The sequence below is a fragment of the Microbacterium sorbitolivorans genome (genome assembly GCF_003327285.1).
GTDB classification, from domain to species: Bacteria; Actinomycetota; Actinomycetes; order Actinomycetales; family Microbacteriaceae; genus Microbacterium; species Microbacterium sorbitolivorans.
Genome location: NZ_KZ848474.1, coordinates 375,757 through 398,875, shown reverse-complemented (window position 1 = coordinate 398,875; position 23,119 = coordinate 375,757). Strand labels below are relative to the sequence as shown.

The 23,119-nt window shown below is 66.9% G+C and carries 23 protein-coding genes, 3 pseudogenes and 1 riboswitch; of the genes and pseudogenes, 18 read left to right on the top strand and 8 right to left on the bottom strand.

Going from position 1 to position 23,119, the window contains the following annotated elements; genetic code table 11:
* Genes DTO57_RS07575 through DTO57_RS07565 form a run of 3 tightly spaced genes read right to left on the bottom strand, consistent with a single transcriptional unit; the run spans position 1 to position 1,817 of the window.
* A complete protein-coding gene (locus DTO57_RS07575) occupies positions 1-657 on the bottom strand; it encodes a peptidylprolyl isomerase (protein WP_114117608.1) in 657 nt (218 codons plus the stop codon).
* A 9-nt stretch (positions 658-666) separates the two neighbouring features.
* Positions 667-1,209: an NUDIX domain-containing protein gene (locus DTO57_RS07570; RefSeq protein ID WP_114117606.1), complete on the bottom strand. Its 543-nt coding sequence runs from the start codon at positions 1,207-1,209 to the stop codon at positions 667-669.
* Positions 1,206-1,817 (bottom strand): Ykof family thiamine-binding protein, encoded by a 612-nt coding sequence (locus tag DTO57_RS07565; RefSeq protein ID WP_229730477.1) that lies wholly within the window; start codon positions 1,815-1,817, stop codon positions 1,206-1,208. Before DTO57_RS07565 ends, DTO57_RS07570 begins: the two co-directional genes overlap by 4 nt.
* A gap of 19 nt (positions 1,818-1,836) precedes the next feature.
* Positions 1,837-1,946, top strand: a riboswitch (TPP riboswitch).
* A gap of 32 nt (positions 1,947-1,978) precedes the next feature.
* Between DTO57_RS07565 and DTO57_RS07560 the strand changes: the two genes are divergently transcribed.
* The 3 genes from DTO57_RS07560 to DTO57_RS07550 are packed head-to-tail and all read left to right on the top strand — an operon-like array spanning position 1,979 to position 4,535.
* Positions 1,979-3,013: an ABC transporter substrate-binding protein gene (locus DTO57_RS07560; RefSeq protein WP_114117605.1), complete on the top strand. Its 1,035-nt coding sequence runs from the start codon at positions 1,979-1,981 to the stop codon at positions 3,011-3,013.
* Positions 3,010-3,798 (top strand): ABC transporter permease, encoded by a 789-nt coding sequence (locus tag DTO57_RS07555; protein WP_114117604.1) that lies wholly within the window; start codon positions 3,010-3,012, stop codon positions 3,796-3,798. The genes DTO57_RS07560 and DTO57_RS07555 overlap by 4 nt, the downstream gene beginning before the upstream one ends.
* Positions 3,795-4,535 (top strand): ABC transporter ATP-binding protein, encoded by a 741-nt coding sequence (locus tag DTO57_RS07550; protein WP_114117603.1) that lies wholly within the window; start codon positions 3,795-3,797, stop codon positions 4,533-4,535. Before DTO57_RS07555 ends, DTO57_RS07550 begins: the two co-directional genes overlap by 4 nt.
* A 116-nt stretch (positions 4,536-4,651) precedes the next feature.
* On the opposite strand, the gene DTO57_RS07545 is transcribed toward DTO57_RS07550, so the two are convergent.
* Positions 4,652-5,155, bottom strand: a complete 504-nt coding sequence (locus DTO57_RS07545) for an RES family NAD+ phosphorylase (RefSeq protein WP_114117602.1) — start codon at positions 5,153-5,155, stop codon at positions 4,652-4,654.
* A 119-nt stretch (positions 5,156-5,274) separates the two neighbouring features.
* A complete protein-coding gene (locus DTO57_RS07540; RefSeq protein WP_114117601.1) occupies positions 5,275-6,132 on the bottom strand; it encodes an HNH endonuclease signature motif containing protein in 858 nt (285 codons plus the stop codon).
* A 211-nt stretch (positions 6,133-6,343) separates the two neighbouring features.
* Between DTO57_RS07540 and DTO57_RS14855 the strand changes: the two are divergent.
* The 5 genes and pseudogenes from DTO57_RS14855 to DTO57_RS07515 all read left to right on the top strand — a co-directional run bounded on the left by DTO57_RS14855 (position 6,344) and on the right by DTO57_RS07515 (position 11,677).
* Positions 6,344-6,777: pseudogene (locus DTO57_RS14855) on the top strand (alpha/beta fold hydrolase).
* Positions 6,778-7,417: 640 nt separating this feature from the next.
* Positions 7,418-8,401, top strand: coding sequence for a phenylacetaldoxime dehydratase family protein (locus tag DTO57_RS07530; protein ID WP_222843238.1), 984 nt, complete (start codon positions 7,418-7,420; stop codon positions 8,399-8,401).
* Positions 8,394-9,335, top strand: a complete 942-nt coding sequence (locus DTO57_RS07525; RefSeq protein ID WP_162785700.1) for a LysR substrate-binding domain-containing protein — start codon at positions 8,394-8,396, stop codon at positions 9,333-9,335. The genes DTO57_RS07530 and DTO57_RS07525 overlap by 8 nt, the downstream gene beginning before the upstream one ends.
* Positions 9,332-10,276, top strand: coding sequence for a carbon-nitrogen hydrolase family protein (locus tag DTO57_RS07520; RefSeq protein WP_114117599.1), 945 nt, complete (start codon positions 9,332-9,334; stop codon positions 10,274-10,276). Before DTO57_RS07525 ends, DTO57_RS07520 begins: the two co-directional genes overlap by 4 nt.
* Before the next feature lie 24 nt (positions 10,277-10,300).
* A complete protein-coding gene (locus DTO57_RS07515) occupies positions 10,301-11,677 on the top strand; it encodes an MFS transporter (protein WP_114117598.1) in 1,377 nt (458 codons plus the stop codon).
* On the opposite strand, the gene DTO57_RS07510 is transcribed toward DTO57_RS07515, so the two are convergent.
* Both DTO57_RS07510 and DTO57_RS07505 read right to left on the bottom strand, forming a co-directional pair.
* Positions 11,632-12,636, bottom strand: coding sequence for a LacI family DNA-binding transcriptional regulator (locus DTO57_RS07510; RefSeq protein WP_114117597.1), 1,005 nt, complete (start codon positions 12,634-12,636; stop codon positions 11,632-11,634). The genes DTO57_RS07515 and DTO57_RS07510 overlap by 46 nt on opposite strands.
* 89 nt (positions 12,637-12,725) lie before the next feature.
* The gene (locus DTO57_RS07505; protein WP_114117596.1) at positions 12,726-13,925 is read right to left on the bottom strand and encodes a Gfo/Idh/MocA family protein; all 1,200 of its coding nucleotides are present in this window, start codon (positions 13,923-13,925) and stop codon (positions 12,726-12,728) included.
* A gap of 254 nt (positions 13,926-14,179) precedes the next feature.
* Here DTO57_RS07505 and DTO57_RS07500 point away from each other — a divergent pair, with 254 nt between their 5' ends.
* From DTO57_RS07500 to DTO57_RS14550, 9 genes and pseudogenes are all read left to right on the top strand, one after another.
* Positions 14,180-15,556 carry an ABC transporter substrate-binding protein gene (locus DTO57_RS07500; protein WP_162785699.1) on the top strand — a complete coding sequence of 459 codons (1,377 nt, stop codon included), beginning with the start codon at positions 14,180-14,182 and terminating at the stop codon, positions 15,554-15,556.
* 87 nt (positions 15,557-15,643) lie between these two features.
* Positions 15,644-16,654: a carbohydrate ABC transporter permease gene (locus tag DTO57_RS07495; RefSeq protein WP_114117594.1), complete on the top strand. Its 1,011-nt coding sequence runs from the start codon at positions 15,644-15,646 to the stop codon at positions 16,652-16,654.
* Entirely contained in the window at positions 16,651-17,541 is an 891-nt protein-coding gene (locus DTO57_RS07490; RefSeq protein WP_114117593.1) for a carbohydrate ABC transporter permease, read from the top strand. Before DTO57_RS07495 ends, DTO57_RS07490 begins: the two co-directional genes overlap by 4 nt.
* 42 nt (positions 17,542-17,583) lie before the next feature.
* Positions 17,584-18,645: a 3-isopropylmalate dehydrogenase gene (locus DTO57_RS07485; protein WP_114117592.1), complete on the top strand. Its 1,062-nt coding sequence runs from the start codon at positions 17,584-17,586 to the stop codon at positions 18,643-18,645.
* Between the two features lie 125 nt (positions 18,646-18,770).
* Positions 18,771-19,064 (top strand): annotated as a pseudogene (locus tag DTO57_RS07480) (helix-turn-helix domain-containing protein); the annotation flags it as partial.
* Positions 18,967-19,314 (top strand): FCD domain-containing protein, encoded by a 348-nt coding sequence (locus tag DTO57_RS14850; protein ID WP_114117866.1) that lies wholly within the window; start codon positions 18,967-18,969, stop codon positions 19,312-19,314. The pseudogene DTO57_RS07480 and the gene DTO57_RS14850, both read left to right, overlap by 98 nt.
* Positions 19,212-19,589, top strand: a complete 378-nt coding sequence (locus DTO57_RS14500) for a dihydrodipicolinate synthase family protein (RefSeq protein ID WP_187346608.1) — start codon at positions 19,212-19,214, stop codon at positions 19,587-19,589. The genes DTO57_RS14850 and DTO57_RS14500 overlap by 103 nt, the downstream gene beginning before the upstream one ends.
* Positions 19,586-19,672: pseudogene (locus DTO57_RS14810) on the top strand (hypothetical protein); the annotation flags it as partial. The gene DTO57_RS14500 and the pseudogene DTO57_RS14810, both read left to right, overlap by 4 nt.
* Before the next feature lie 28 nt (positions 19,673-19,700).
* Complete coding sequence (locus tag DTO57_RS14550; protein ID WP_342352693.1) at positions 19,701-20,168, top strand: enolase C-terminal domain-like protein; 468 nt, start codon at positions 19,701-19,703, stop codon at positions 20,166-20,168.
* Here DTO57_RS14550 and DTO57_RS07460 read toward each other — a convergent pair.
* The gene (locus DTO57_RS07460; protein ID WP_114117591.1) at positions 20,165-22,423 is read right to left on the bottom strand and encodes an FUSC family protein; all 2,259 of its coding nucleotides are present in this window, start codon (positions 22,421-22,423) and stop codon (positions 20,165-20,167) included. The two genes, DTO57_RS14550 and DTO57_RS07460, sit on opposite strands and share 4 nt — an antisense overlap.
* Positions 22,424-22,488: 65 nt before the next feature.
* On the opposite strand from DTO57_RS07460, the gene DTO57_RS07455 reads away from it, so the two are divergent.
* Positions 22,489-23,079 (top strand): GNAT family N-acetyltransferase, encoded by a 591-nt coding sequence (locus tag DTO57_RS07455; RefSeq protein WP_229730474.1) that lies wholly within the window; start codon positions 22,489-22,491, stop codon positions 23,077-23,079.
* The last annotated feature ends 40 nt before the right edge of the window (positions 23,080-23,119 follow it).

Sequence of the window (23,119 nt, the reverse complement as noted above, 5' to 3'; positions counted from 1 at the left end):
TTAGCCGATCGTCACCGAGGTGATGTCGACGGGCGTCTTCGGGGCGCCGTCGCCGAGGCCGCTCTCGGTGCCGTCGGCGGCAGCCTCCGCGACGAGAGCGGTGCTCGCCTCGTCCATGTGGCCGAAGACGGTGTAGTCGGGTCCCAGCGCGGTGTCCTCGTAGACGAGGAAGAACTGCGAGCCGTTGGTGTTGGGCCCGGCGTTCGCCATCGCGACGGTGCCGGCCTCGTAGGTCTCGGATCCGTCGAGCTCGTCGGGGTACGAGTAGCCGGGGCCGCCCGTGCCGGTGGCGGTCGGGTCGCCGCACTGCAGCACGAAGATGCCCGAGGTCGTGAGGCGGTGGCACGTCGTGTCGTCGTAGTAGCCCTGCTCGGAGAGCGAGACGAAGCTGTTCACGGTGCAGGGGGTACGGTCGCCGTCGAGGGTGACGGTGATGTCGCCGATCGAGGTCGAGATGACGGCCTGCTCGGCGTCGACCGGATCCGCGCTCGGGACGTCGACCTCCTTCGAGGCGCTGCCGCCCTCGACGTACTGGCAGGTGCCGTCGGCCGCGGGCGTCGCGGTATCGGTGGGCTCGGCCGACGTCGTCGCGCATCCGGAGAGGAGCGCCAGCGAGAGGGCGGCGAGGGGGAGGGCTGCAAGCAGGCGTGTACGCATGAGTCGAGATTATGGGATGGTCAGAAGCTTCGCCTGAGCCATCGCGAGGGCGGCGATGGTCTCGCCGTCGGTGATCTCTCCGGTCGTCGACATCGTGAGGGCCTCGGCGAGCGGCACCCAGCGATTCGCGGTGATGCCCTCCTCGGCGCGGTGGGCGGTGGCATCGGCCCCGTCGCGCAGGCCGCGGGCGATGAAGACGGTCTCGCGGGCGTTGCATATGCCGTTGAGGGCATACATCACGCCGGCCTCGATCCACTCGTCGGCCTCGAGCCCGGCCTCCTCGAGCAGCTCGCGGCGGGCCGCGACGAGCGGATCCTCGCCGTCGGTGCCGCCGGAGACGATCTCCCACGAGTCGCCGACCGTGTAGCGGTTGATGTGCACGAGCAGCACCTGTTTGGACTCGTCGAGCGCGACCACGAAGGCCGACTCGTTCTGGAGGTCGACGACGCCGAAGATGCCATCGGATCCGTCGGGCCGGGTGACCTCGTCCTCCCGCACCCGGATCCACGGGTTCTCGTAGACGGTGCGGCTCGTCTTTGTCTGCCAGCTCATGCGGGCGTCCCAGGGCTATTGATGGAGATCGTGACGTGGGTGGTGACGTGCTGCACGACGGATCCGACGCCGATCCATGCGTTCGCGACGGTCTCGAGAACGCGGGCGAGGTCGGCGTCGAGGCGGGTGGCGCCGTGGTCGAGGCCGTCGTAGACGCCCTCGGACTTGGCCTTCTCGATCGCCTCGAGGATGGGGGTGAGGTGATCGCCCTCGGATCCACCATCGAGCAGCGGGTACAGCGACCAGTGCGCGCGGGCGCGCACGCCGGTCGCCTCCAGGGCCACGGGATCCGCCCCGAGCGCGCGCACCCCGGAGGGGAGCTCGCAGGTCATGCCGGCGGGGCACCCGCGCGAGAGCATCAGGGCGACCGAGAGGTGCGCGCCCGACGCGGCGGCCGCGGCGACGACGTCGCGGACGTACGAGATCACGCGCTGCTCGGATCCGGTTACCCAGGTCGAGATGTCGTCGGTCTCGATCGTGAGACCGTCGGCATCGGCGGATCTCAGGGCGCCGAGGATGATGCTCACGTAATCGGAGTCGTAGACGGAGAGGGTGAAGCGGGCGCCGACGCCGTAGGCCTCGGGCGTGATGTCGGAGAGTTCGGTCACGGGCCCAACGATAGTAGGCTGTTGCGCACACGGGAGTCCGGTAGGCCGGGCTGAGAGGAAGGTCATCAACCTTCGACCGTCGAACCTGATCTGGATCATGCCAGCGCAGGGAGACACTCTTGACATACCCGTGCCATCCTTCAGATTCAAGGGGCACGCTCATGCAGCACCACATTGTTCGTACGTCGTTCGCGCTGGCCGGAGTAGGGGCGCTCGCGCTCGCCGGATGCGCTTCTACGTCACCCGCTTCCGACTCCTCGGACGGGGAGCACACCGTCTCGATCGCGCTCGACTGGTCGCCGAACACCAACCACACGGGCATCTACGTGGCGAAGGAACTCGGCTACTTCGACGAGGCGGGGATCGACGTCGAGATCCTTCCCTACGCTTCGACCCCGGTGGCGCAGCTCGTGTCGGCGGGCGAGGCCGACTTCGGCATCGTGGGCCAGTCTGACGTGCAGACGTCGCGGGCGGCGGGGCTCGACGTGGTGTCGGTTTACTCGATCGTGCAGTCGGACACGGGGCGCCTCGTCTACCTCGCGGACAACGAGGACATCTCGAGCCCGGCCGACCTCGACGGCAAGGTCTTCGGCGGATTCGGCGTGCCGCTCTACTCGGCGTTCATGGCGTCGACGATTCAGGGAGCGGGTGGCAAGGGCGAGTTTGACGAGGTCATGCTCGACACGGGCGCGTACGAGGCGCTGAAGAACGGCTCGATCGACTTCACGTCGTCGGTCATGACGTGGGAGGACATCGAGGCCGAGATCGAGGGGCACCCCTACGCGGCGTTCCGGTACCAGGACTACGGTGTGCCGGAGCAGCAGGCGATCGGCATCGCGTCGAGCGACGCGTACCTCGAGTCGAACCACGACGACGCGGCGGCGTTCGTGAAGGCGGTGCAGAAGGGCTTCCAGTACGCGATCGACAACCCGGACGAGGCTGCGGACCTGCTGATCGAGGCGAACCCCGACGTGCTGGGGACGGCGAGCGAGCTCGTGCACAAGAGCACCGAGCTGATGGCGACCGACGGCTACTACTACGCCGACGGCGTGACGGTCGGCGCCGCGGTTCCGGAGGACTGGAACGCGCTCGGCGACTACATCGTGGAGATCGGGTACCTGGTCGACTCGAATGGCGAAAAGATCACGGAATCGCCGGACTGGAGCGAGTACTACACGAACGAATTCGTCGAGTGAGGCGGGCGGCTGTTTTGAAGCAGGCGCTGTCTGCGGCGCTGCTGCCGGCTCTCGCGTTCCTCCTGATCCTGGGGGCGTGGCAGCTGATCTCGCAGGCGGGTCTGGTGCCGGCGGACATGCTGCCGGCACCGACGCGGATCCTGTCGGCGGGCGCCGAGCAATCGGGCGCGCTGCGGCGCAACGCGCTCCCGACGCTGTTCGCGACGATCGCGGGATTCGCGCTATCGGTGACGACTGCGTTCGTGATCGCGACGGTGCTCGATTTTTCGCGGATCCTTCGCTCGGCGCTGCTGCCGCTACTCATCGTGAGCCAGACGCTGCCGCTCATCGCGCTGGCGCCGCTCGTGGTGCTGTGGTTCGGCTTCGGGCTGTGGCCGAAGGTGCTGCTGGTGGCGTTCGTGACGTTCTTCCCGATGGTGGTGGGTTTCCTGCGGGGCTTCGAGGCGGCGGATCCGGAATCGGAGCACCTCGTGAGGTCGATGGGCGGTTCGCGGGTCACGGTGTTCCGGTTGATTAGGGTGCATGCGGCGATTCCGTCGTTCTTCTCGTCGCTGCGGATCTCGATCACCTACGCGGTGGTGGGGGCGATCTTCGCGGAGTACGCGGGGGCGGTCTCGGGTCTCGGCGTTTATATGCAGCAGCAGAAGAACGTGTTCCGAACCGACCTGGTGCTGGCGGCGGTGGTGGTGTCGACGATCATCACGCTGGCGCTGTACGGGCTCGTGGTGCTGATCGAGAGGGTGTGCGTGCCGTGGGTGCGGGTCGAGCAGGGGAGTAAGCGATGAGTCTCGTGGTGTCGTCGCTGTCGCTGGCGTTCGGCGAGCACCGGGTGCTGTCGGACGTGTCGTTCGAGATCGCGCCGGGCGAGATCGTGGCGCTGGTGGGCCCGTCGGGATCCGGAAAATCGACTCTGCTGTCGCTCCTCACGGGGGCACTGTCGCCGGACTCGGGGTCGATCAGCTTCGACGGATCCGAGGTCGCGGGGCGCTCGCGACCGTTTGCGTACATGCCGCAGCGCGACGTGCTGCTGCCGTGGCGGCGGATCCTCGACAACGCGGCCCTCGGGGTCGAGGTCGCGGGGGCGTCTCGGGCGTCGGCGCGTTCGGCGGTGGCGCCGCTGTTTTCGCGCTTCGGGCTCGCGGGCACGGAGAAGCTCTTCCCGCGCCAGCTGTCGGGAGGGATGAGGCAGAGGGTCTCGTTCCTGCGGACGGTGGCGCAGGACAAGCCGGTGCTGCTGCTCGACGAGCCGTTCGGGGCGCTGGACGCGATCACGCGCGACGAGCTGCAGAGGTGGCTTCTCGAGATCTGGGCGGAGAACGGGTGGAGCATCCTGCTCATCACGCACGACATCCGCGAGGCGGTGCGGATGGCCGACCGGGTTCTGGTGCTACCGCGTACGGCGGGGCCGCTGGCGGATCCGGTCCACGTGACGCGGGAAATCCCGCGGATCGACGGATTCGTCACGGATCCGCGGGTGCCGGCGCTGGAGGAGGAGCTGCACTCGCGGCTGCGTCGGGCGTGAGGACCGGTGGCGGACCGTGTTCGTGAGGCTGGGCTGACGGGCGGCGTGGGTTCTTGCGGCCGTTCCGGCTCGTCTCGTTCGGTGAACGTGGGGCTCGGGCCTGTTGGCAGGTCGCGTCAGCGAGTGTGATCGGGGGCGCGAACTCGGGCGACCGGGGCATCGGGCTCGTTCCACCGGAACAGCACGAGGTGCCATAGCCCGGGGCGTTTTCGCGAGGGATCGATCAGGCCGTTCGCGCCGGCCCCGAGAAGCCGGTCGCGCACGGTCCAGGAGGGCGGGGTACCGCCGGCGTCGGTGATGTCCTGCCAGGGAGCGGTGGCGTCCGCGAGGCTGACGCCGTGCCGCGCCAGGGCAGTGGGGTCGCGCAGGTCGACGATGCGCGAGGCGTCGACGTCGATCTCTACGATCTCTCGTGCCGTCGAACGGGCGCCCGCGTGGGCGATCATTGTGGCCTCGACGCCGTCGACGGAAGAGCTGAGGTACAGCGTCGGCTCGTGGGGGCGGGAGTAACGCCCCGCCGTGCGCGACCCCGCGATCGCGAAATCGCGGAAGTTCGGGTCGATGGCGCGGTAGAACGTGCCGCAGATAGGGGGAGCGAATATCGACCCGGTGCCCGTCATAGTGCCAGCATCGCATTTCTCTGTGGGCCGCTGTCGGGCAAGGGTGTGTGCGGTGGGTACGGGGTGGGGCTTGTCGGAAGGTGTTGTCGCCGCGGTATCGCGCGCCCGTGTTGCGTTGTTTATCCCGAAGTCCAGGGCGGTGGGTCGGCAGGGTCGCGTGAGTCTTCAGGCGTGGGGTCCCACATGTGGTTCGGCGGGGGCGCTGATGGCGAAGGCGGTGCTGACGGAGATGTTGATGCCGATGGCGACGGTGATGCCGCTGGTGGCGACTGCGACGGTGACGTCATCTGTGTCGGTGCGGGTTCCGCTGCGGGTTCTTCCCGGAAGAATACCCGGCTCGGTGGCTCGGTCTCGTAGGAGTACCCGGAGGGGCTTGTCCACTTGATCACCCCGTCGTCAAGTTGCTTCATCTGCCAGTCGGATTGATGCTTCATCACGTGGTGCGCCTCGCAGAGACAGGCGAGGTTAGACATCGTTGTTCGGCCGCCTTCGGCGAAGGCGTGGGTGTGGTCGATGTCGGCTCGGCGTGCGGGGGTGGTGCAGCCGGGGAATCGGCAGGTGAGGTCTCGTCCGATGAGGGTGCGTTTCTGCCAGGCGGTGGGCCGGTAGTGGTCGATGTGTTCGACCTGGCCGGTGTCTGGCCGGTAGAAGAGCCTGTCCCACCCAGGCGGCGCACCGGCGAGGTGTCGTGCGGTGTCGGGGGAGATGAGCGTTTCAGCGTCGAGCCAGGCAGCTCCGTCGTCGGGGTCGAGGATCATGGTTGCCAGGATCGTGACCTGCACCTCGGCGCGGATGTGGGTGAGGGTCTCGGTGGTGCCGGCCCGGTGGAGGTCGTGTCCGGTGGGTTCGGCGCCGAGGAGGAGGTCGATGAACAAGTCGGTGCGGAGCTGATCGAGGGAGCGGTGATCGGTCGCCGCCGTTACCGCCTCCGGGGTGAGGGCCCCCGAGCGCGCTCCGCCAGTGCTGGTTTCGGGCACGGTGCCATCGGCAGCAGATCGACATTCCGATCAGCATCCTCGCCGCGACCCTCGGCGTTCCTTACCAGCGGCTCCGCCGACTCGAGATCGGCACCCGCGCTGACCCCGAACTCGAACAACGCGCAAGCCTCGCCCTCGCTCAACTCAGCCCACCGGAGACCACTTGACAGCAATAGGAGCATCCACACAGCGGGACGTCACCCCCGAGATCGTGCTCGTGCGCGGCGCCTGGGGTGGAGCCTGGATCTGGCGCCGCGTTCTGGCGCCGCTTCGCGACGCGGGGTACGACGTGCATGCGGTGACGCTCACCGGGACGGGGATCGCGCGCATTTGCGTACGGCCGATATCGGGTTGCAGACGCACGTGCAGGATGTGGCCAACCTCGTCGAGACCGAGGAACTGCGCCGACCGCTGCTGGTGGGCCACAGTTACGGCGGAATGGTGATCACCGGTGCGGCTGCGGCACTGCGGTCCACGCAGCATCCGCGGGTCAGTGGGCTCGCATATGTCGACGCCATGTCCCGCTCCCCGGCGAAGGGTGGGGAGTTGCGCACTCGCCTGAGATTGCGGCAGCTCGCCAGGCCGCAGCGGCACTGCACGGCAACGCGCTGCCTTCGCCCGATCCTTCCGACGGATTCGCACTGAGCATTCGTGATGCCCAATGGCTGCGCCGGCGGCACGTGCATAATCCATTCGGCATGTATCGCGAACCGCTGGATTACGACGCGAACCTGGTGCAGTCCCTGCCCCGGCTCTTCGTCGACTGCTCCGCGCCGGCGTACCCGACGATTGACCCGATACGGCAGCGAGTGCGGCAGTCACCGGGCTGGCAGGTGGTTGAGATCGCGACGGGGCACTTCCCGATGGTGAGTGAGCCGGAGATTCTCGTGCGTCACCTGCTCGGATTCGCCGGCTCGGATTCGCCGGCTCGGTGTAGCCGACGGGGTTGGTGCAGAGGCGCACATTGCAGGCTTGACAGTGCGCTCCTCGCTACAAGCGAGACGGCGTCGTGCTGCCGCAGATCGAGGAGTAACCCCCCATACCCTTCACCGAGGGCGACCCGCCCGACTATCGATAAACCTGATAGTCATTCACACCATTACCAGCTTGGTCGAAACATGTTCGGCATGACCAGGTAACCGGATCGTGTACGTGGCCTCGACATGATGGTCCTCCAAGGCGATGGAGGAGCGAGATGACGTGGGATCCCACATTCCCCAGACGGGTGCCGACCCGTCGGCCCGAAGGGCACCAGCCGCGTGCATCTCGATGGTCGGCTGCGTATGTGGAGCCGCTCTCGGAAATCGTATCCGACTACATCGCCGTGCAGATCCACGATGGAGCTGAGAGCCCGGCCGAGCACTTCATCCGGCTTGCGGAGAGCAGCGCGGATGCGACCGACAGCAACCGCCCGGACGCCTTCGAAATTCTCAGCACGGCGGACCGCGGCGAGTTCTGGGATCTCATCTTCGTCGGCTACTGGACGGACCCGACCCGGCACGCGCGCTGGAGTGAAGGATCCGCGCTCGGCCGCTGGTTCCGTGACCTCGATCCCGAGACGATCGACTACGGAGCGTGGCGGGAGTGCATCGTCGTCCCGGCGAGCCGGGTCGAGACCGTGTACTCGTCACCCGAGCGCGAGTTCGGTCTGGCGGCATGCGCCGGCATCGAGCTCGAGTCGACCACGACGAACGGATACTTCGGTGCGGCGCGCGACCGGATGCCGATCTCGGCGATCGACACGTTGGAGCCGTCGACGGACTATCCTCGGCGCCCCCGTCCTGTCCCGAGTGCGCGGCGCAGGGTCCGAGCAGAACTCGGCGCCAACGTGTGCGCGATCCGAAGCGGGCAGTATTGGGAGAGCGCCACGGGGGAGCAGCTCGAGGACTACGAGTCCGTGCTCGAGCCGCGGCTCCTGAGCGGCATGAAACACCTCACCGACAACCAGGATGCTACGGGGACGCTGTCTCTGCGCATTCTTCGTAGCACCGGGACGCTGGATGCGCCGCCGCGTCGCGAGACGAGCGTCGTCGGCTACTTCCGGAGTTTGGACGACCTGGAGACCTGGGCTGCCGGGCATCCGACGCATCATGCGATCCACCGCCACGCGATCGAGAAGAACCGCCAGTACGGCGACTCGAGGACCGTCACCACGTGGCATGAGGTCTTCGTCCTCTCGGACGCGCACCACTTCGAGTACGTCAACTGCGATCCAGCGACGGGCGTGCTGCCGTACGCGCGGCGCCTCTGGACGATCTCCGATGACTAGTCGCCCGGCGATCAACCTGCGCAAGCACGATCTCAACCTTTTCGTCGTGTTCGCGGCGCTGATGCAGGAGCGCAGCGTCAGCCGCGCCGCGCGCAGTCTCAACATGAGTCAGTCCGCGGTCAGCGCTGCGTTGGCGCGGCTGCGCGGCACCTACGAGGACCGGCTGTTCGTTCGCGTCCAAGGCGGGGTCGAGCCCACGCTTCGGGCGCTGCGGATGAACGGCGCCGTCCAGGAGGCGCTCAGGGCGATCGAAGTCGCGGTCGGCGGCCAGAAGGCGTTCAACCCGGCGAAGGACACGTTCCAGCTGCGGATTGGAATGTCCGATGATCTCGAGGCGGTCGTGATGACGCGCCTGCTCACGGAGATCAGCCCGGAGAGTCCCGGGATGTCGGTCTTCAGCGTGCTCACGACCCGCCTGCTCCTGCCGAGATTGCTGGAAACGGGTGAAGCCGACATGGGAATCGTCGCCAACTCCGCCTGGAACAGCAGCCTCCGCCACCGCGTCCTCTTCCAGTCCGGATATCTCACGGTGTACGACAGCGCTCAGGTCGGCCAGACCGGCGCGCTGTCGCTGGCCGACTATGTGGCTCTTCCGCACATCATGATCTCGGTGGACGCGACTCGCGGCATCGTCGATAGCGAACTCGAAAAGCTCGGGATGCGACGCCACAGGGTCGCATCCACCGCGCACTTTGCGATGGCGCCTCTCCTGCTGCGCCGGACACCCGCCGTATCGACGATGCCCGCACACGTCGCCCATGTCTTCGCGCAGGAGTTCGGTCTCACGGTCGCCGACCCGCCCATCGAGTTCCCGCCGTTCGAATTGGCCGCTGTCTGGCATCAGACCAGGGATTCCGACCCCGAGGTCGGTTGGATGGTCGACACGATCAGCGCCCTCACGTCATCCACGAGCACCCCAAGGAGCATTCCATGACCCGCGTGGCAGTAGTACAGGCCGGTTCCGTCGCGTTCGACCCGAGCGCGACGGCCGAGAAGGCGGTCGGCCTCGTCAACGAGGCAGCGGACGCCGGCGCACAGCTGCTCGTCTTTCCGGAGGCATTCGTCGGAACCTATCCGAAGGGGTTGCGCTTCGAGAGCCCGATCGGGCGTCGCACCGAGCAAGCACGCGACGAGTTCGAGCGGTACTGGTGCGGCGCCGTCCGCGTCGATGGGCCGGAAGTGGCCCGCATCGCCGAAGCAGCAGCGGAGCGTTCGATTTTCGTCGTGCTCGGAGTCGTCGAACAAGACGGGCGCACGCTCTATTGCACGGTCGTCTACATCGACGAACACGGTCGGATCGTCGGCAAGCATCGGAAAGTGATGCCGACAGGAACCGAACGGCTCATGTGGGGATTCGGCGATGGATCGACGCTCCAGGCCGTCGACAGCCCGGCTGGCCGCCTCGGCGCCGTCATCTGCTGGGAGAACTACATGCCCCTCCTGCGTGCCGCGATGTACGCCCAGGGCGTGGAGGTCTACTGCGCTCCGACCGCCGACGATAGAGACTCATGGCTGCCGACGATCACGCACATCGCGCTCGAGGGCCGGTGCCACGTGCTCTCGGCATGCCAGGTGATGCGACGCTCCGACTTCCCCGACGACTACGATCCCGCGTTCGGCGTCGAGCCCGACGACATCCTCATGCGCGGTGGCAGCGCGATCATCTCGCCGCGGGGCGACGTTCTCGCCGGGCCCGTCTACGACGAGGAGACGATCCTCTACGCGGAGGTGGATCCGGCCGAGGTCGTGCGGATGAGCTTCGACTTCGACGCCGTCGGTCACTACGCCCGTCCTGACCTCTTTGCACTCCACGTCGACACGTCCAGCCGCACACCGGTGGTCCTCGAGGAGCGATCACTCACCCCCGCAGTTTGACCACCCGAGAACGGAAGAAACGACATGCTTGACCAGACAACCACCACTCCGGTGCAGCGCCGCTCATTGCGCGCTGCAGCAATGGGGAACATCCTCGAGTGGTTCGATTGGACCATCTACGCGGTCTTCTCCACCTACCTCGCCACACACCTGTTCGACAGTGCTGACCCGGCATCCGCGCTTCTGGCCACTCTTGCCGTGTTCGCGGTCGGGTTCCTCGCACGACCCATCGGTGCCCTGTACTTCGGTCGGCTCGCGGACCGTCTCGGACGCAGGTTCGTCCTTGTCGCCACCATCAGCACCATGTCCGTGTCGAGCCTGATGATCGCGCTCATCCCCGACTTCGCGTCGATCGGCGTCTGGGCCTCCGTACTTCTCGTCATCGCCAGACTCCTCCAGGGGTTCGCGCACGGCGGTGAGTCCGGAGTCTCCTACACCTACGTATCCGAGATCGCGCCCGCCGCTCGACGCGGACTCTGGTCGAGCTCGGTCTTCGTCGGCGTGACGGTCGGCGTCATGTTCGCCACGGTGCTCGGCGCGGGCTTCAACGCCGCGATCGGCCAGGCCGCGGTGGCGGAATGGGGGTGGCGTCTTGGTTTCGTTATCGGTGCCCTCTTCGGTCTTGTCGTTCTGTTCCTGCGTCGCAACGCTGCCGAGACGGAGGAGTTCCAGGCCGTGCAGGCGGAACCTTCGACCGGCGACACCTCGCGCGATGGCGTCGTGTGGACCAAGGGCCGCCGCGTCGCCGCCAGCATGCTCGTCATCCTTCTGGCCTGTGGACACAACTGCGCGTACTACGTCTGGGCGATCTTCGCATCCTCATTCGCCATCGCCGACCGTGGGATGGACCCCACTGCTGCCTTCACCGCGAGTCTGTGCGCACAAGCCGTCGCGATCGTCGCGCTCATCGGCTGGGGTGCGCTCTCGGATCGGATCGGACGCAGGCCGCTGGCGATCGCCTTCGGTGTTTCGGCCATCCTGTTCTTCTATCCGCTGTCGCAACTCATCAGCGATCAGCCCTGGACCCTCTTCGTCGCTCAAGCGGCCGGCATGAGCATCTGGGCGATGGGTGCCGGAATGTATCCCGCCTTGATCTCCGAGCTCTTCCCCACTCGCATCCGCGCGACCAGCGTTGCGATCGGCACGTCGATCTCGGTTGCAGTCTTCGGCGGAACCGCACCGTACCTGTTGACCTGGACGGGGCAGATCGGGGCGTCGTGGGTCTTCTGGGTGTGGACATCGGTCCTCGCGGCGCTCGCCATCGTGGGGGCGCTCGTGATGAAGGAGACCCGAGGAACGGACATGGATTCCGTGGGTTGGCCGTTCCGCAGAGGCGGCGCGACGAGTGCGTCCGATCAGACGCCCGGGGCGCCGATCGTGCTCTCGCGCACCACGAGCTGAGCGTCGTACATCCGCTCGGTGGGCCCGGTTCCGGACACGATCAGTTCGAGCGCGTCTTCTGCCATCTCCCGTAGCGGCTGATGCACCGCAGTGAGCGGAGGCCACGTGAACTGTGCGTCGGGAGAGTCGTCGAAGGATGCCACGGCGATCTCGTTCGGAACGTGGATGCCCGCTCTGTGCAACCCCAGCAGTGCACCGATCGCGATCTGGTCAGAACTGGCGAAGATCGCGGTCGGTCGCTCGGGGAGTTCGAGCAGCTGATCGATCGCTTCGCGGCCGGAGGTGCGGCTGAAGTCCGCGGGGATGTGGGGGCCGAGCGTGAGATCGCGCGATGTCATCGCGTCTGCCCATCCCGAATATCGGCGGGGGTCGCCGTCTGCTGGTCCGAGATACGCGATCCGGGCATGACCGCGATCGATGAGATGGGTCACCGCCGCGCGGACACCACCGTACAGATCGATCGAGAATGTCGGCATGCCAGGCACCGAACTCGGTTGATTGAGCAGCACGGCCTTCAGCCCCGACCGCTCCACGGCGGCGACATCCGCCGAGTGCAGGCCGGTGGCGACGAGCACGGCATCGACCTGGTGCGACGCGAGCCGCTCGAGCGCAACTCCGACCTGACCGGCCCGGGCGCTCACCGTGATCACCGTGGCCTTCCTCGCTGCCGCGGCCCGCTCGACTTCCAACGCGAACGAGGCGAAGAGCGGGTTCGCGATGCTCGGAACGATGAACCCGAGCAGATCGCTGCGTCCTCTGCGCAGCGCCCGTGCGGCCGCGTTGGGCTTGTATCCGAGACGATCGACCGCGTCGAGCACGCGGTCTCTGGTGGCAGGCGAGACGTTCTTGGGGCCGTCGTTGAGAACGTAACTGACGACGGGAACGCTGACCTGCGCCAGTCGCGCGACGTCTTCACGCGTCACGCGGCGCCGCGCACCCTCAGTCTTTTGCTCCACCATGTGGTTGTCTCGTTTCCTTCGACCGCCGGCCGTGAATGCGCCACGCCCCGCGACGCCATTGTGGCACGCGGGGCGCGGACGATGCGGGTTCAGGCGGTCGGAGCGTCTCCGAAGTCCTCGATCACGAGGCGTGCGCCACCCTGGCGAGCCGATTCGTTCGCGACGATGCCCGGCAGCGTGAAGCGAGCCGCGACCCAGGCATTGACCGAGGGCAGTCTGCGCGCGTTGACGGCGCTGACGAACTCGTCGGCGAGGAAGTGGTGGCTTCCCTCGTGGCCGTTCGGCAGCCCCTCGTATTCGGCGGGGAGGTTCGATCGGTCGTGCACCGGCGCGTGACCGGAGACGAATGCGTCGCGCAGATCGGGGTCGACGTGTTCGAGGGCGCGGTCGGTCGTCGAGAGCGTCCGCTGCGTCTGCAGCAGCTCCGTCACGTCTTCGAAGTCGCGCTTGTTCTGCCACACCGACTGCCGGGCGAGCTGCTCGAAGCTGGCGTCGGTGCCGAAGAAGCGGAACCGGGACTCGCGGATCTTCGACGGGTACCCGACTCGGCGCATCTCGTTCGTGCGCATGGCGCCGCCGTCCGCGAGCTCGAACAGGGCGCTCTGGTTCGAGAAGTCGTTGTCGAACGCGCTGATGGAGCGGTCGAATACGCCGTCGCCGAGCGTGTCACGGATTCCGACGCAGCTGACGCTGACCGCGTGGGTCTGCCACGCGCCGAGCACACCGCCGATCGCGTGCGTGGGGTAAAGCATCGGAGGGTAGCTGGCCGTGGACTGCCAGTTCTCGCCGCCCGAGTGCTGGTACGCCTTGTAGAAGCCCAGGTCCATGTCGTGCATGTAGTCGCCCTCGGCGTACACGAGTCGGCCGAACGCGCCCTCGGCGATCTTGCCGCGCGCGAAGACGGTCGCGGGGTTGTAGTAGCTGGTCTCGCCCATCATGTACGTCAGGCCGGTCTCTTCAACGGCCTTGATGATCTCGGCGATCTCGTCACGGCTGATGGCCATCGGCACCGCCGAGTAGACGTGCTTTCCGGCGCGAAGCGCCTGCACGACGAGCGGGCCGTGGGTCCAGCGCTGGGTGAAGATGCCGACCGCATCGACGTCGCTTTCGAGCAGCGCTTCGAAGGAGGGATACGTGCCGTCGAGGTCGAACTGATCCGTGAGCGCCTGTGCTCGATCCGGCAGTAGATCGGTGACGTACACCCGGGATACGCCCGGGTGGAGCTTGAACAAACTGGCAAAGCTGCCGGAGAACTGTCCGGCACCGACGATGCCCATAGAGAAACTCATGCGCTGGTCCTTAGAGGTGATCAATCAGCAGGGGACGTCCCTGTCCACGGATAGCGTAACGGTAAAAGTTTCTTCGAAGCAACTCTGTGCTGCTCGCCGTTTATATGCGGAAAATCAATAGTAGAAATCAGTTCTTGACTCATCGGATGCCACGTGTAAACTTCGAGGGGCCCGGTGCATGACCGCCGCCCGGCAGTCACCCGCCCTCACCAGACCAGCAGCTTGTCAAAGGAGACACCATGCACTCACGATTGATGGCGCTCACAGCATCCGCCGTGGTCGTCGCGCTCAGCCTCGCCGGCTGTGCGAGCGATACAGGCGCCAAGCCGCAGAAGGATTCGAAGCTCACCATCTGGACCATCGAAGACAAGCCGGACCGCCTTCAGGCCCAGGAGAAGATGCTCGATGCATTCTCCGCCTCCGACGATGTCGACTACGAGCTCGTCCCGATCGCCGAAGACCAGCTCTCCAGCGCCCTGACGGCCGCAGCCGCCGCGAATGAGCTGCCCGATCTTGTCTCCGCGCTCCCGCTCTCGAACGTTCACCAGTTCGCGAACGACGATCTGCTCGACACCGAAGCGGCGGCGGAAGTGGTCAAGAAGCTCGACGCTGGCACGTTCAACAAGGCAGCACTCGACCTGACCCGCTCCGGTGACACGCAGCTCGCCGTTCCGAGCGATGCGTTCCCGCTGATGCTCTTCTACCGCACCGACCTGTTCAAGGCCGCGGGTCTTGATGCTCCGACGGATTACCCCTCGGTGCTAGAGGCAGCCAAGAAGCTCAACGGCAACGGCGTCGCCGGTATCTCCGCTGCCACGTCGGCCGCGGAGCAGTTCACCTCGCAGACGATCGAGAGCTTCGGATTGTCCAATGACTGCCAACTGGTCAACGGCAAGGGCGACCTCGCACTTGACAGCGACAACTGCAAGACCGCATTCGGCCTGTACACCGATCTGATGAGCAAGTACTCGGTCGCTGGCGAGCAGGACACCGCGACGACGCGTGCCAGCTACTTCGCCGGCCAGGCCGCCATGGTCGTGTGGTCGTCGTTCCTCCTCGATGAACTGGCCGGCCTGCGCAACGACGCACTCCCGACATGCGATCAGTGCGCTGCGGACCCGCGTTGGCTCGCGAACAACACCGGTGTCGTCGGCGGCCTCCAGGGCCCCGACGCCTCCAGCCCAGCCACCTACGGCGAGGTCGTCTCGTTCGCCATCATGCGGGACGCTGCTCCCATCACGAAAGACCTCGTGAGCTGGTTGATGAGCGACTCGTACACCGACTGGATCTCGGTCGCTCCGGAGGGCAAGATCCCCGTGCGTACCGGGGCCGAGCCGGGCTCGACCGAGTACGTCGATGGCTGGGCTGACCTCGAGACGGGCGTGGATACGCGTGAGAAGCTGAGCGCGCTGTACTCGCCCGAGGTGCTGGACACGGTCGTCGGTGCAACGAAGGACATCGTGCGCTGGGGAATGACGGAAGGTCAGGGTGGCCTGGCCGGAGCCATGACGACCCAGCGGGTTCTGCCGACGCTCTTCTCCGATCTCATCGCATCGGGTGGATCGCTCGATGATGCCCTGGTGAGTGCAACCGACAAGGCCGAGCAGATCAAGTCCGGCCTCGGCGGCTGATCATCAGCGGGTCGGCGCGGAGCCTGAATGCTTCGTGCCGACCCGTGACCGCACGCAACCCAGACGACGACAGAAGAAGGAGCTGAGATGAGCGCAACGACCACGACCGCGCTGCCCGGCCAGAAGCCCCCAGGAGCCCGAGCCACCCGCGCGCGCTCGAAGCGCGACGGTCTCACCCGCCGAGATGCCCGTGACGGACTCATCCTCGTGGCGCCGACCCTCCTCGTCGTCGTCGTGATGGTGTTCCTGCCGCTCGCATGGTCGTTCGTCATCGCGTTCCAGAAACTGCGCCTGGTGAACATCGGCTCGCAGGGACTGTTCGAGGCGTTTACGTTCGAGAACCTCGCTCTGGTGCTCGGGTCGAAAGAGCTCTGGTCGAGCCTGTGGATCACCGTGCTCTTCACCGCCGGCTCGGTGATCGGCTCTGTCGTCGTCGGGCTCATCGCCGCGCTCGCACTGCGCAAGCCGTTCCGGGGGCGCACATTCATCCGAGCGAGCATGCTGCTGCCCTACATCGCCCCGGTCGTCGCCGTCACCTTCGTGTGGCGCATCATGCTCAACCCATCGTTCGGCATCGTCAACTCGGTCGGCCGTGACCTGCTGGGGTGGACCGACCCGATCCCGTTCCTCACTCAGAAAGAGGGGATGCTCGGCATCCTCGGCGCCCAGATTCCCGTGCCGACCGCGCTGCTGACGGTGATCGCCTTCCAGATCTGGCGCTTCTTCCCGTTCGCGTTCCTGTTCATCATGGCCCGCATGGAGTCCCTCCCGGCCGAGATCGAAGAAGCCGCATTGGTGGACGGCACGACCCCCTGGCAGAAGTTCATCCACGTCGTTCTGCCTCAGCTCCTGCCGGTGATGAGCGTGCTAGTGATCCTGCGCACCATCTGGACGTTCAACGAGTTCGACAGTGTCTTCCTGCTCACCGGTGGAGCCGCCGGCACGGGTGTCGCCAGCATCCGGGTGTACGAACTGCTCACAGTGCAGCAGAACGTCGGTGCGGCGTCCGCGCAGTCGTTGGTCCTCGCGGCACTGCTCGTCGTCGCCCTCGGTGTCTACGCCGCGATCCTCAAGAAGTCCGGGAGCCGATTCGAATGACCACCCCCGTGCGCACCCGTCTGACGAGTGACTCCATCCAGCGCGCCGTGCTGAAGATCGCCCGGCCCATGACGATCGTCGTCCTGCTCATCGTCTGCCTCTTGCCGTTCTGGTACATGTTCGTGCTGTCGATGCGTCCTATCGAGCATCTCCTCCGCGACCCGTCACGTCTGTGGCTCACGTTCGACGAGCTGTCGCTGACCAGTTATCTCAAGGTGCTGCTGCCGACGTCCGAGGGCGGGCAGGGCTTCGGCACGTTCATCGCGAACAGCGGCTTCGTCGCCGCAGGCTCCGTGCTGCTCGCGCTGGCACTCGCGATCCCGGGTGCCTATGCCATCGCGCGCCTGCCGTTCTTCGGGCGGCGGCAGATCAGCGTTTTGTTCCTCGCGGCGTACCTGTTCCCCTCGATCATCATCGCGATTCCGTTGTTCGCTGTGTTCACCCGTATCGGTCTGCGCGGTTCGCTGGTCGGCCTCATCCTCGTGTACGCCGCGCAGACGATCCCCGTCGCGATCTACATGCTGCGCAATTACCTCGAGAGCGTGCCCGTCTCCGTTGAGGAGGCCGGCCTGATGGACGGCCTGACTCGATTCGGGGTGATGCGACGCATCAGCCTGCGTCTGTCGCTGCCCTCGATCATCGCGACCGGCCTGTTCGTCTTCATGATCGCGTGGAACGAGTTCCTGTTCGCCTTGCTCTTCCTCGTCGATCGCCCAGCACAGTGGACGGTCTCGCTCGGGCTGTCCCGTCTGTCGGGTGCGGTCGAGGTGCCGGCGACCGTCCTCATGGCAGGTTCGGTGGTTCTCACGTTGCCCATCGTCATCCTCTTCTTCGCGACAGAGCGCCTTCTCACCGGTGGACTCACCGCCGGCGCCGAGAAGGGCTGAGCGCCCATGTCCACCGCATCCGCACCGGAAGGCCCTTTTTCAGTGAGCACCACTATCAATATCGCCGTCATCGCCGGCGATGGCATCGGCCGCGAGGTCACAGTCCAGGCGCAGAAGGCTCTGGATGCTGCGATCGCTTTCGAGGACGCGTCGATCGCGTACCGTGACTTCACGCTCGGCGCCGACCACTACCTCGAAACGGGGGAGCTGCTGCACGACGCGACGCTCGAGGCGATCGCCGAGAGTGATGCGATCCTGTTCGGCGCCGTCGGGGGAGTGCCGGGCGACCCGCGGCTGGAGAGCGTGAGCATCGAGCGGAGCCTGCTGCTGCGGCTGCGCTTCGCGTTCGACCAGTACGTCAACCTGCGCCCCGCCCGCATCCACCCCGGCATCGGCAGCGTGCTCGGCCGCGATGCCAGAGCGGACTTCGTCATCGTGCGCGAGGGGACCGAGGGCGCCTATTCCGGCTCCGGTGGGCTCGTGCGCGGCGGCACAGCTCAGGCGATCGCGACGGAGGTGTCGGTCAACACCGCGTTCGGAGTCGAACGCGTGCTGCGTTACGCCTTCGATCTGGCTAGGACCAGAGACAAGCGCCTGACGGTCGTGCACAAGAACAATGTGCTCGTCCACTCCGGCGCGTTGTGGGCACAGGTGCAGGCCGATGTCTCGGCCGAGTACCCCGATGTCACGGTCGACTACCTGCACGTGGATGCTGCGACCATTCACCTCGTGCAGCATCCGGAGCGTTTCGACGTCATCGTCACGGACAACCTCTTCGGTGACATCCTCACCGACCTCGCGGGTGCGATCACGGGCGGCATCGGGCTCGCGGCCTCCGGCAACATCAACCCCGATGATCGGTTCCCCTCGATGTTCGAGCCCGTCCACGGATCGGCGCCCGACATCGCCGGCAAGCAGCTCGCGGACCCGACCGCCGCGATCCTGTCGGCCGCGATGCTTCTCGACCATGTCGGTCTGCCGGTTGCGGGACAGCGCATCCGTGCCGCCGTCGACCTCGACATCGAGCATCGGCAAGACGTCGGCATCCGCTCGACCGACCAGATCGGCGACAGCATCGCTGCACGGATCGCGTCCGCCAGCTGAGCAATCCGCAGGGCCGAAAGGTCATCTAGTTGTATTTCCCCGACAGGTTGTGAACGCGTGACATAGCGAAGACCTCCGGCCAGGATGTGGGTTACCACACTCACATTTCTAAACCGGAGGTCTTCATGACTCACGCTAATGCTCCGTTGACTGCTGAGGGGCGACGACGCCTTGCCCTGTTGATAACTCGGGATGGATGGTCGCTTCGCCGCGCGGCCGAGCGGTGTCAGTGCTCGCCCGCGACGGCGAAGCGGTGGGTCGATCGGTACCGGGCAGGGTTGCCGTTGACGGACCGCAGCTCCCGGCCCATCTCCTGTCCGAATCGGTTGCCGAGGCGTACGGAGCGTCGCATCATCGCGTTACGTTTCACCCGCCGGTGGGACCCGCATCGCATCGCATATCACTTGCGGGCGCTACGGCATCACCTGGATCCACGAGGCCCACGAACACGAGGCGATCCTCGACGCGATCGAGAGCGGCGACGCCGAGCGCGCCCGCGAGCTCGACGAGAACCACATTCGTTCATTCACCGACCACGTCGTCACACGACTGAAGGAGCACGATGAGTGGAGGGGATCGTCGCGATCCCCACCACGCCGTTCAGCGAAGGGCGCGTCGACGACGACGCATACCGGATCATCCTCGACAGGATCCTCGACGCGGGGGTAACGACGCTCACGCCCAACGGAAACACCGTCGAGTTCTATGCCCTCACCGCCGAGGAGCGCCGCGCCGTCATGGAGGCCTGCGGCGAGCACACCCGCGCCCGACGCCAGCGCCGACAACGTCAGCATCGTCAAGGAGGCCCTCGCCCAGCTCGGTGTCATCGAGAGCGACGTGCGCCCGCCGAGCTCGCCCGTGTCCGCCCGGCCGCCGAGCGTGTCCGCGCCATCCTTGACGACTGGGCCCGCGATTACGACCTCGAGACGGGATCCGCGCGATGAAGATCACCCGCCTCGCCCGCTTCCCGCAGTGCGCCATTGGGCTCGCCGCCCTCTCGGCCATCGATCACGCCCTCTGGGACATCTCGGCCATCGCCCTGAACGTCCCCGTCTATCAGCTCCTCGGCGGCCGCGTCCGAGACCGCGTGCCCGTCTACTGCGGTCTCTACACCGCCCCCCGACGCCGACGTCGCGCGCGACCGCACCGCCGAGCTCAACGAGCTCTACGGCCTCACCTCCTTTAAGCTCAGCCCCTGGCGCGGCGACATCCACGCCCAGCGCTGGGGCCTCGTCGTCACCGAGACCGCGGACTACTTCGGCGAGGTGCGCGCCGCGGCGGAACCGCGTTGGGACTTCGCCTTCGACGCACACGCCCAATTATTCGAGCCGTATCGCGCGATCGAGCTCGGCAACGCCCTCGCTCCCTACCAGCCAATGTTCTTCGAGGAGCCGATCCGCCCCGAGCACATCCCCTCCTGGCGCCACCTCCGCGAGCAGCTGCGCGTTCCGCTCGCGACCGGCGAGAGCCTCTACAGCCCGCACGAGTTCCTCGCGCTGCTGACCGCCGGCGGCGTCGACTAAACCGCCGGATCCGCCGGGGTATCGAGGGCCCGCACCTCGAGCCCCGCGGCCGTCGCGAGCACCGCGAGCGATCCGTCGATTAGCTGCAGGTCGCGCAGCGTGAGCTGGCGAGGGGTGAGCCTTCCAGCGTCGTCGAGGTCCGTGGCGATGTGCTCGAAAAGCGAGGCCGAGCGCGTGTATATGCGCTTCGTGGCATGTTCGCCGAGCCCGCGCCTCAGCTCGTTCATCGAGGCGATGAGCACCTGCCCCGCCTCGCCGACATCGTCGCCGCCCGACCCATCGATCACCTCGAGGTGCGCGCTGTCGACGAGCAGGTCTCGGGCGTACGAGTGCGCCGCGTTGGCAGCGTACCACCACTGCTGTTCGACCCCGCCGAGGGATCCGGGAACCCGCAGCATCGCCCGCTTCGGCTCGGTCGCCGCCGCCAGCGCCTGAAAGCTCGCATCGAGATCGCGCGCCGCCGCGCCCAGCGGAACCTCGTATGCCGAATCGCGTATACGAAGGATTGCCGGGCCCACGAGCTTCGACAGCGCCTCGACGACCTCGCGCGTCGCGACCCTCACGACCCGCCCCGTGCGCAACGGCAGCACGAAGATCACCGTCAGCACCGCCGCGCCCGCGCCCACGACCGTCTCGAAGAGCCGCAGCCCCAGCAGCTGCTCCGAGTACTCGTCGAGCTGTACGTAGAGCTGGGCGATGAGGATCGTGAGCGCCGCCGTGAAGAACGCGTAGCTGATCCGCATCATGTACATGCCCACGAACAACGTCACGAGGATCACCGCGATCGCCACGTACGGCCTCTGGCCCACGAGGTGCGCCAGCACCGCGCCCAGCACGACGCCAATGACCGTTCCGATCACGCGGAAGACGCCCTTACGCACGTGCTCGGCCGCGTTGTTCGCGCCCATGAATGTCACGAACGCCGCGATCACCGCCCAGTAGAAGCGTTCCTGCGACACGATCGCGCCCACCAGGATCGCGACGACGCCCGCGACCGTCATCTGGATCCCGAGCCGCACCGACGGGTGAAGTCCCCGATGCGAGCCCTCCTCCGATGCCGTCGCGCTGACCTTCGACGAGCCGGGCAGCCAACCGCCCGCCAGCGTCACGGCCGGCAGGAACTCCTCCGTGACCGGCCGCGCCGAGTGCTCGAAGCGCTGGTTCTTCAGTACGTGAATCACGCGGGCGAAGTCGCTCACGCTCGTCACGAAGCGGTGCAGGACGACCCGCGCGTCGCCCTCGATGCTCGACGCGTGGATCCATTCGGCGAGCCGCTCGCCCGCCTTTTCGACGCCGGCCGCGTCGCGGCGGGCGATCGCGAGGAACGGATCCCGCGCCAGCGCGAGCGCCTCGGCCGGGACGTCGAGCCGCGTCATCGCGCGGGCGAAGCGCGCCGCGTTCGCGAGCGAGAGCTCGGCCGTGAACACGAGCCGGTGCAGCTCGCGCGCCGTCGTCCCGACCGGCAGGCGCGGCGACTCGGCGAGCTGCGCGTCAATCATGAGCGCCGTCTCATTGAGGCGGATCAGTTGGTTCACCTGCTGCTTGCGGAGCGCCTCCGAGCCCGGGTGATCGAGCAGGTCGACCGTCGTCGCCGCGACGACGTCGGCCCGGCGGAGGAAGGATCGGCGCAGCCGCTGCACCGCCGTCGCCCGGCTGGGCAGGAACAGCGTCACGTAGCTGAAGATTGCCGCCGCAGCGCCGATCGCGAGCGCGCCCGCGATCCAGCCGAGGCCCGAGAGATCCGTGAGGCGCCCCAGGAACATGCCGAGGAAGTCGCCCATGAACAGGCCCTGCCCGATCGTGAACCCGTTCGCGCCGAAGCGGCGCAGGAAGCCCGTTGATCCGAGCACCAGCACCATCGCGATGAGACCGATCGTGCCGTAGGGCGCGAGCCCGAGGCCGATCACGATGCCCGCGAAGAGCGAAGCCGGCAGCACCAGGAGCGCGCCGATGCCCTGCCTCGCGGTCGCGTACATCGGCCCGATGAAGGTCGAGATCATGCCGACCATCGCGCCGGCCATGAGCATCATGACGCCCGCCGCGCGGTTGATTGTCTCGGCGCCGGGCGTCGGCGCCGGGACGGTCAACGGGTGCGCGGTCTGCACGTAGATCCACTCGGCGAGCAGCGCGAGCCCGACCGAGATCACCGCCTGGGTCGCCGTCCGCAGGCGGGTGAGGCCCGGATCCGACGCGAGGAAGCGGTCCAGCCACTCTCCCGTGGCGAGGCGTGCGGGGCGGGGAGTCGGCGTGTGCATTCTGGATCCAGTTTAGTGACGCCTCCATCCGCAGTACGTGGGCGGTGCGGCGATACCCTGGCCTCGTGAACATCAGGGGGTACGAACCGCGCGACCTCGAGCACCTCGTCGAGGTGTGTGTGCGCACCGCGGATGTCGGCGGAGATGCCACGGGCATGCTCGACGACGACCTGTTGTGGGCCGAGATCTACCTGTTGCCGTACCTCGATCGGCATCCCGATCTCGCCTTCGTCGCCGAGAACGACGCCGGTCGTGCGGTCGGATACATCATCGGCACGGACGACACCGACGCCTTCGACGCGTGGTTCGCGCGCACCTGGTGGCCGTCGCGCCGCGCGACGTACTCCGGATCCGCGAACCCGCGACAGCGGGAGCTCGTCGCCGTCGCCGACGCGCGCAGGGCGGGGTCGGCGTTCGCGAACGTGTACCCCGCCCACCTGCACATCGATTTGCTGCCCGAGACGCAGGGGAAAGGCATGGGGCGGATGCTCATCGCCCGCCTCGCCGACGCGCTCGCGGCGAGGGGCGTGCGCGGCCTGCACGCCGTCGCGTCGTCGGACAATGCCGGTGCGGTCGCGTTCTACCCGCGGCTCGGCTTCGTGGAGCTCGACGCGGATCCGGGGGCGCGGGCGTTCGGGCTCGACCTGACGCACTGAGCATCCGGCACGTCACAGCCTTCGTTCATCAAACGGCTCG